Annotated in this window: 9 protein-coding genes; 8 read left to right on the top strand and 1 reads right to left on the bottom strand. The window is 48.5% G+C overall.

Annotated features, from left to right (window positions below; all coding sequences use genetic code 11):
- Nucleotides 1–113 precede the first annotated feature (113 nt).
- Entirely contained in the window at nucleotides 114–725 is a 612-nt protein-coding gene (locus HOJ95_07805) for a hypothetical protein (protein MBT6394595.1), read from the bottom strand.
- A 485-nt stretch (nucleotides 726–1,210) separates the two neighbouring features.
- Between HOJ95_07805 and HOJ95_07810 the strand changes: the two genes are divergently transcribed.
- The 8 genes from HOJ95_07810 to HOJ95_07845 form a co-directional block, all read left to right on the top strand.
- Nucleotides 1,211–1,471 carry a hypothetical protein gene (locus HOJ95_07810; GenBank protein MBT6394596.1) on the top strand — a complete coding sequence of 87 codons (261 nt, stop codon included), beginning with the start codon at nucleotides 1,211–1,213 and terminating at the stop codon, nucleotides 1,469–1,471.
- A gap of 414 nt (nucleotides 1,472–1,885) precedes the next feature.
- Entirely contained in the window at nucleotides 1,886–2,602 is a 717-nt protein-coding gene (gene atpB / locus HOJ95_07815) for a F0F1 ATP synthase subunit A (protein ID MBT6394597.1), read from the top strand.
- A 41-nt stretch (nucleotides 2,603–2,643) separates the two neighbouring features.
- Nucleotides 2,644–2,961, top strand: coding sequence for an ATP synthase F0 subunit C (locus HOJ95_07820; protein ID MBT6394598.1), 318 nt, complete (start codon nucleotides 2,644–2,646; stop codon nucleotides 2,959–2,961).
- Nucleotides 2,962–3,049: 88 nt separating this feature from the next.
- Nucleotides 3,050–3,784 (top strand): redox-sensing transcriptional repressor Rex, encoded by a 735-nt coding sequence (locus HOJ95_07825; protein ID MBT6394599.1) that lies wholly within the window; start codon nucleotides 3,050–3,052, stop codon nucleotides 3,782–3,784.
- Nucleotides 3,785–3,788: 4 nt separating this feature from the next.
- Nucleotides 3,789–4,550, top strand: a complete 762-nt coding sequence (gene tsaB / locus HOJ95_07830) for a tRNA (adenosine(37)-N6)-threonylcarbamoyltransferase complex dimerization subunit type 1 TsaB (protein MBT6394600.1) — start codon at nucleotides 3,789–3,791, stop codon at nucleotides 4,548–4,550.
- Nucleotides 4,551–4,675: 125 nt separating this feature from the next.
- The gene (locus tag HOJ95_07835; protein MBT6394601.1) at nucleotides 4,676–4,882 is read left to right on the top strand and encodes a YdcH family protein; all 207 of its coding nucleotides are present in this window, start codon (nucleotides 4,676–4,678) and stop codon (nucleotides 4,880–4,882) included.
- A gap of 431 nt (nucleotides 4,883–5,313) precedes the next feature.
- Complete coding sequence (gene ilvB, locus HOJ95_07840; GenBank protein ID MBT6394602.1) at nucleotides 5,314–7,038, top strand: biosynthetic-type acetolactate synthase large subunit; 1,725 nt, start codon at nucleotides 5,314–5,316, stop codon at nucleotides 7,036–7,038.
- Between the two features lie 12 nt (nucleotides 7,039–7,050).
- Nucleotides 7,051–8,064, top strand: a 1,014-nt coding sequence (locus HOJ95_07845; GenBank protein MBT6394603.1) for an acetolactate synthase large subunit, incomplete at its 3' end; no start/stop codon positions are given.

The following is an 8,064-nucleotide window of genomic DNA, read 5'->3' on the forward strand; positions in this document are numbered from 1 at the left end:
CTCGGGTGTATGGCGCTTCTTGCTCATCTAAATCCCCTCCCGGGTTGGGCGGTCTTACCAAAAGAGTATCGAATATCCTCTCTTTCAGCTTGGACCGGTTTGAAGGGGCAAGGTCAGGTCCCTGAATCGTTGGCGTCAATTAGCAAGCGCTTCGAATTAGTGGAGTCATCCACCTGGACAATCGTGGCAGTCACATTGGCGCCCGAGTTATTGATAGCCTCTTTGATATCTTTGTAGGTGTTAGAGGTACTACCGATACTCACCGTTGTGGTTATGGCGTCGGTCCCCTCGCCCACGGTTATCGTAATGTCGCCGCTCACTCCCGATGAGTCGGTATCACTTGCAAAGCGGCTGCTGACGTGTTGGTTCTTTGCCGCAAGTTGAACAACCGTGAGATCGTGTGCACCGATTTCGGCACTATCGGTGACCGTCGCCTTGATGAGCGAGCTGTTGCTCGTTGAGACGATTTTTCCTTCAAAAAGCTCGGGCCGCGAAATGCTGTCCGCAGCGGTTCGAAGGCTGAGAGCTAATGCTTGGAGGTTTTGAAAGAGTGAGATGTTGGCGGTGGCATCGACCTTTTTGAAGGCAAGGCGCTCGATACTCGCTGTTTGGATGGCTACCAGTTGCTCGATGATACTAGAGGTATCGAGTCCCGATACGAGACCGTTAACGGCGATGCCGCCTGTTCCCTGTGAATTGGTGCCGCCATCAATGCCGCTAACCACGATTTTGACCTCCTGGGGCCATGGAGACTATTGTCTAATAGATCTTATCGGACCAAGGGTGCAAAACTTTAGCTAATCCGACTGACTTCAACCTATAGATAGAAGCAACATTCATGCCAGGAGAAAATACTTTTATATCAATAACTTACAGACGCTTCTTAATGCCGAACCGGGAAAATATTTCCCCTTAGGAAGAAAAAATGACGGGCCTGTCCCCAGGCCCGCCTCAAATCTGCTCGTCCAGCAGAATTCCGCTCGGCCCTGCATTATGGAGTTTTTCGGCCATCAAACAGACAATACAATCTTTAATCATTTTCGAAATATTCATCTTGATAAGATCGAGATATTCGCCTTGGAATTATGTTAGAAGGTTTTTTTTACAAATACATAAATTTTGACCCCTTATCATCTTGACACCCCCATACCGGATTGGTAGGTTGCCGCCCCGTACACCAACGAGGTGACTGTAAGGAAGGGTTATTCAGATGACCTCAAACCTTTCAGGAGAGGACCCAACCTCTAATCCTTCTGGTTCTGACAAAAAAAGTGGCACAAGCCATCAACTTCGACGGCAACAATTAAGAGCGGCTTCCGTCGGATGGAATTTTGTTACATCACCTTTAGTTGGCGGTGGGTTGGGTTACGGGGTCGATTGGCTAATATCATCCTACCCTTGGGGTATGGTGGTAGGTTTTATTTTAGGATTCATTTCTGCATTCATCGAATTAATGAGGATTGCTCGTTAAGTGGAACATGACCTAGCACCCATATCTTCAATGCCTGCTACTATCTTGAAGAAGATCGAAAAATCGGGATGGGTCGTATTATGCATCCTTTGTGTGGGTGCGCTTATAATGGGTTCATTTTCATATGCCGCAGGTATTTTTGTGGGTGGGACGATTAGTCTAGGTAGCTTTCGAGGAATGGATGTTTATTTCGCTCTATTATTCAGAGCAGAGACCTCACGGATAAGATGGTGGCACCATGTTCTTTACGGAGCACGCTTCCTTGCACTACTTGCTGTGATTACCTTGGCAATCGGTTGGGGACACCTCCCCGTTGTTAGCGTTGTTCTTGGATTGTCAGCACCCTTGGCCGGTATTATTTCTTACGGAGCTTTCGCCCTCATAAACGGAGAAGCCATAGCACAGGCATAAACCATGGAAAAATTTCATCCTTTTCTATATCTAGGGTTCGTTCCCGGCTTCGATGATTACCCAAATGTTGTTTACAGTTGGGCCGTCATGATTTTCCTCATAATAATTTCTATTTTGGCAACACGTAGCCTCCAAACAATTCCTGTTGGCAGCCAAAATGTGATAGAAACCCTTTTTGAAGGCGTAGCTTCATTTATGGAAGATACCCTAGGACCTGAGGGAAAACCCTACTTCCCTCTCATTTTCACGTTGGGCATCTATATTTTTCTCTCGAATGTCATCGGCATCCTCCCAGGCTTCATGGCACCGACGAGCAACATTAACACCAACATTGGATGCGCGTTGACGGTATTTTTTGCCACACATTACATTGGATTCAAGAAAAGCGGTGTCAAATACCTAGAGCACTTCACCGGTCCAATAATATGGCTGGCACCACTAATGATACCTATTGAGATCATTTCACATCTTGCCCGCCCCCTTTCCCTGACGCTTCGCCTGTTCGGAAATATTACAGGCGAAGAACTAGTACTGGGGGTTCTTATGCTTTTATGCCTCCAGATTTACCTGCCCCTTCCATGGGCAATGCAGATGTTTTCAATTTTCGGAAGTTTCATTCAGGCCTTTGTCTTTGTGCTTCTGACCATGATATATATCGCCGGGTCGCTTGAAGGACATGACCATGACGAGCATGGTGAAGAACACGCTCATGCCAATTAAGGGTTAGTCTCATGCCCAAACCTCACAAGGAGAAAAGAAGGATGATGAAAAGGCTCGGTATTTTGGGTCTCGGTCTCGCCTCGTTCGCCACGATGGCCACTAATGCTTTCGCTGCTGCCACCACTGGCGCCGATGCGGAAGTCATGAAATGGAGAATTATCTCCTCGGCCTTTGCGCTCGCAATCGCTGCCGCTGCGGGAGCCTTCTCCCAGAGCCGTAGTATTGCCAGCGCCCTAGATGGCACGGCGCGTAATCCGGGAGCTGGCGGCGATCTTCGCGTTTCCATGATCATTGGTCTCGCTCTCATCGAATCGCTGGTTATTTATACGTTCGTAATTTGTCTGATCATTATTCTTTGATTCAGGCGACGTTCACGTAAAATGTAGGGGGGGCAAGGTGACTTGCCCCCCCTTTCATATTCCCGTTCTCAACGGCTCGGGCCGACAGATGGTGAAAAAAAAAAGCTCTAAAACTCCTCTCAAAAAATCACGCACCTCAACTGCGGAACCAGCCAAATTACCACCGTTAATTTCCTCAGATTACTCGACCGAAAAAATTCCCGAAGCCACTATAAGACGGATTTCGTCTTACCAACGAATTCTCTACCAAATTAACGAAGAAGGAATTAAGGTCGCTTCCTCGTCGGAAATCGCGAAACGTTGCGGGATTAAACCTGCCCAACTAAGAAAAGATTTAGCCTACTTCGGTGAATTCGGCGTCAGAGGCAAGGGCTATTATGTCGAGGAGTTACGCTCAAATTTCAAGAGAATACTCGGCGTCACGAACACGTGGAAAGTAGTCCTCGTCGGTGCCGGAAATCTCGGCTCCGCCCTGCTCGCCTACAAAGAGTTCCTCTCCCACGGCTTTATTATCAATGCGGTTTTTGACAAATTCCCTGAAAGCGCCCGGCCACAAAAGCCAGGTGCTCCCCCGGTCCTCCCTATGGAAGATCTAAAGTCTGTCGTGAGAAAAAGGAAAATCGAAATTGGTATTGTCGCCGTCCCAAGCGAAGCAGCGCAAAGTGTAGTAAACAGACTTACTGAATTTGGCATTCGTGGAATTCTCAACTTCGCCCCGACACAGGTATTTGCACCTGAACACGTCTGGATAAAGAATGTTGATCTGGGTAGTGAACTAGAGCAATTATCCTACCATCTCTCAAAAATCAACGAGAACTTATAAGAACATGAACTCGCAGGCCAATTCTTACACCCAGATCGTAGAAAATTGGATCCTAGGCGTGGACACATCAACAGTCCGGGGTGGGGTGGCTCTCATTTCTCCGGACAAAGCAACTACCCTCTCGACTAATCTTCCAGACGGCATTCGGACTTCTCGTGTTTTACTGCCCGCCATTCGCGATCTTTTGAAACAGGCCAATATCGGGGAAAATTCCATCACGGCGGTAGGCGTGTCTCTCGGGCCGGGCTCCTTTACAGGCATTCGCATCGGCCTAGCCACCGTCAAGGGATTGGTACTAGGCATTGGATGTCCCGTCTACGGGATTTCTTCTCTCGATGCTCTTGCGGAATCTGCCCTAAATGAATGGATGAAATTGGAGAATAAACTTCCAGATTGGATACTTCCATGCCGCGATGCACGCCATGAAGAACTATTTTCGGCACTTTTCAAACCTATCCGCAATGGCGACAAGATACATGCAAAACGAAATTCGGAAGATATAGTATCTTTTCGGGATAAAGTTCCAATTCCAGCAGAAGGAGAAATTTTGATCGTTGCCCCTGAAAATGATCGCCCAGAGTTAAACTTTGGCGGCACAATAAGTCAGCGAGTCCTATATTCCAATATGAATATTGCACCAGAAGGGGTTGCCTGGCTTACAAAGCAAGCAATAAGCCTAAATATTTCACCCTCGGGACCGAGCCTTGAGCCAATTTATGGCAGAAAACCGCGAGCAGAGACACAATGGTCAAGCGAAAAAACTTGACCTTATCAATTCAATTTCGTAGGTTCGTGATAACTACAGTGCCCTAAGGGGGAAGGATACCGCATTTAAATTTATTTTACTGTCGCTCAAATAGATTAACATTTTGAAAAAAGGAGAGTTGTTCTATGGAGTCCACTAACGAAACCAATGTTTCAGAGAAAGAAAATCCCTCGGAAGATGATTATCAGCGTTTAAAGAATGAACATACTAGTCTCGAAGAAAAATTATATAAGCTAGAAGAATTGAAATTCCCCTCTGAATCAGAAGAATCCCAGATAAGACAACTAAAAAAACAAAAACTTTCACTCAAAGAGCAGATGGAGAAAATCTAGCTTAAGGGGAGCGAAAGATTGCCGGTTTCAAGGTAAAAAGTACGCTCAGATAGCAAGATCAACACTTTAGCCCTTGACCTTTAGTTTGAAACCAGCATATAGTTCTGCCGTTTTCGGTAATAGTTCTGGTTAGTAGCAACATGGAGTTGAGTTGTCAAAATTCATACAAATCAGGCCTTATTGGCTTGCGCTATTCCTATTTACATAAAGGTTGCGGCCTAATGCATCCGAGAGAAATTTTCGAGGTAAAAGAGTCTGTAGTAAGGAGGGGGCGGTGCGTTTACACGCGCCTCCCCCTGATTTGAATTTTTACCGCGAATTGTTTTCTCTGGATCAACCCAACCTGCCGGAGCCCCATCAGATACTCCGGTTGAGGAGTTTAGGCCGTGACTGCAAAAACCAGTTCAACAACCAAAATTAGAAACAAAAAAATTTCGGGCGCTGAAATCATATATCGCTGCCTTGAACTCGAAGGGGTGGAGTTTATATTTGGCCATCCTGGAGCTGTACTCCTCACACTCCTCGATTTATTTCTCAAGCGAAGCAAAATCAAGCATGTGCTCACTCGGCATGAGCAGTGCGCTGCTCACATGGCAGAAGGCTATGCTCGCGCCAGTGGCGGAGTAGGCGTGTGCCTGACGACTTCAGGTCCGGGCGCTACCAATCTCATTACAGGCATCACAGATGCCTATATGGATTCGATTCCCATTGTGTGTTTGACCGGTCAAGTATCCACCGCGATGGTCGGCAATGATGCGTTTCAAGAAGCCGATATAGTCGGAATGACCCGAACTGTTACCAAGCACAATTATCTCATCAAGGACATGAAAGACCTGGCGCCATCGATGCAAGAAGCTTTTCACATTGCCCGGACAGGCCGTCCCGGCCCCGTGCTTATAGATCTTCCCAAGGATATTATTCTTGGCGAGGCCGATTTTGTGGTGCCCGTTGGTGAACCCGATATACGAGGCTACAAACCGAAGACCACCGGACATATCCGGCAGATAAAGCGAGTTGCCGAGGCCATCAAGGTGGCCAAGAAACCGGTCCTCTATGTGGGGGGAGGTGTCATTCACGCCGAAGCCGACCAGGAAGTGAAAAATCTTGCCGAAAAAGCAGACATTCCTGTTACTTGGACCCTTCTCGGAGCAAGTGCTTTTCCAAGCGACCATCCTCTCGCACTTGGAATGCTAGGGATGCACGGCACCGCATATGCAAATTTAGCCATCGATGAATGCGACCTTCTTATCGCCGTGGGTGCACGCTTCGATGATCGTGTCACGGGCAAGATTTCGGAGTTTGCTAAAAATGCCGAAATTATCCACATCGATATTGATCCAACGGCAATCGGAAAAAATGTCAATGTTGCAATTCCCGTGGTGGGTGATGCTAAAAAAGTACTAGTCGAGGTGAACAAACTTATTAAGGGCCAAAAGCGTACGATTTGGCAAAAGCGTGTTGAACTCCTCAAAAAAGATTTCCCTCTTACTTTTAAAACTGCCGAAGGGGGGCCAATCAAGCCACAGGAGGCCATCGTCGCGCTAAGTGAGGAAGTTGGTAGTGCAGCCATCTACACGACTGAAGTTGGTCAACATCAGATGTGGGCTGCCCAGTACATCAAAGTCTCCTACCCTCGCCAGTTCATCTCCTCGGGCGGACTCGGCACCATGGGCTTCGGATTTCCCGCTGCAATCGGGGCCGCTTTGGCTCGCCCCGACAAGGTTGCAATAGATATCGCGGGTGATGGTAGCTTCCAGATGGTTCTTCAAGAACTAGCCACTGCCGTCCAATACGGGATTCCCGTCAAGGTCATCATCTTGAATAACTACGGCCTCGGGATGGTTCGTCAGTGGCAAGATCTATTCATGGACCGCCGTTTCAGCGAGGTTAGTCTTGAAGTTGGACCCGACTACGTACAACTTGCCGCCGCCTATGGCGCAAAGGGGCTACACATCGAGGACAGAAAAGATCTCCGCCCTGCGATTCAAGAAATGGTAAAAACACCTGGGCCGTTTATTCTCGATGTGAAAGTAGATCCGGACGAGCTTGTTTTTCCAATGGTCCCGGCCGGCGGCGCGAACAGGGACATGATTTTTGAAAAACCAAAGAAGAAAAAATCGCTAAAGGACAAACTTAGTGCCCTGCCAGACAATTAGGAGGATTCGCCCGTGGAGCTTTCCGGCTCTCAAATCGTAATCGAAGAACTGAAAGCCAACGGGGTGGAAATTGCATTCGGAATTCCCGGTGGAGCCATCATGCCCTTTTATGATGAGCTTAATAAAACCAAGTTCCCGCATATCCTCACTCGCCATGAACAAGGTGCTGCACACATGGCCGACGGCTATGCACGTGTCACCGGTAAGGTGGCCGCTGTCGTCACCACATCAGGGCCCGGCGCGACCAACATCATCACTGGCCTTTGCAACGCGAAAATGGACTCTGTCCCGATGATCGCAATCACCGGACAGGTCTCCTCGCCCACAATCGGAACCGATGCCTTCCAGGAGGCCGACACCTACGGGTGCACCATTCCGGTGACTAAACACAACTGGCTGATCAAGGATCCAAATGAGATTCAGGGAATCATGCGTGAGGCTGTTCGCGTTGCCACAACAGGGCGCCCAGGGCCCGTGGTTATAGATTTTCCCAAGGACATTCAAGTCGCCATGGCGGAATATAACCCGAGAACACCAGCCGCCATCGGCCCTTCAACAGACCTAGATGCCATTACTCCTGAGCCCGACACAAAGGCAATAGATCGCCTTATTGACGAAATTGGCCGCGCAAAGAGACCAGTCATTCTTGCTGGCTCGGGCATTATGAAGGCAGGCGCCTCCGCCGAGTTGGCCGAGTTCGCCCGGCGCTCCGAAATACCTGTCATCAACACCCTGCTCGGTCTTGGTGGATTCCCTGGCACGGATCCACTCTTCCTTGGCATGCCGGGCATGCACGGTACCGCCTATGCAAATCTCGCTCTTTGTGAATGCGACTTGCTGATCAATCTTGGCGGTCGTTTCGATGATCGTGTGACAGGAAAAATTTCCAGCTTCGCCACCGGAGCGACCATCGCCCATGTCGACATCGATGCAGCCGAACTTGGCAAGAGAGTCGAAACCGACATACCCATATTGGCGGATGTGAGGGATGTCCTCGTAATGCTCAATGCCCACGTGAAAAAGAAG

Source organism: Nitrospinaceae bacterium, assembly GCA_018669005.1.
Classification (GTDB): Bacteria; UBA8248; UBA8248; order UBA8248; family UBA8248; genus UBA8248.

What these genes read in the sequence shown, in the direction of transcription:
- HOJ95_07810 (MBT6394596.1), top strand. Translation starts at nt 1,211, where the DNA reads ATGACCTCAAACCTTTCAGGAGAGGACCCAACCTCTAATCCTTCTGGT.
- atpB (MBT6394597.1), top strand. Translation starts at nt 1,886, where the DNA reads ATGGAAAAATTTCATCCTTTTCTATATCTAGGGTTCGTTCCCGGCTTC.
- HOJ95_07820 (MBT6394598.1), top strand. Translation starts at nt 2,644, where the DNA reads ATGATGAAAAGGCTCGGTATTTTGGGTCTCGGTCTCGCCTCGTTCGCC.
- HOJ95_07825 (MBT6394599.1), top strand. Translation starts at nt 3,050, where the DNA reads ATGGTGAAAAAAAAAAGCTCTAAAACTCCTCTCAAAAAATCACGCACC.
- tsaB (MBT6394600.1), top strand. Translation starts at nt 3,789, where the DNA reads ATGAACTCGCAGGCCAATTCTTACACCCAGATCGTAGAAAATTGGATC.
- HOJ95_07835 (MBT6394601.1), top strand. Translation starts at nt 4,676, where the DNA reads ATGGAGTCCACTAACGAAACCAATGTTTCAGAGAAAGAAAATCCCTCG.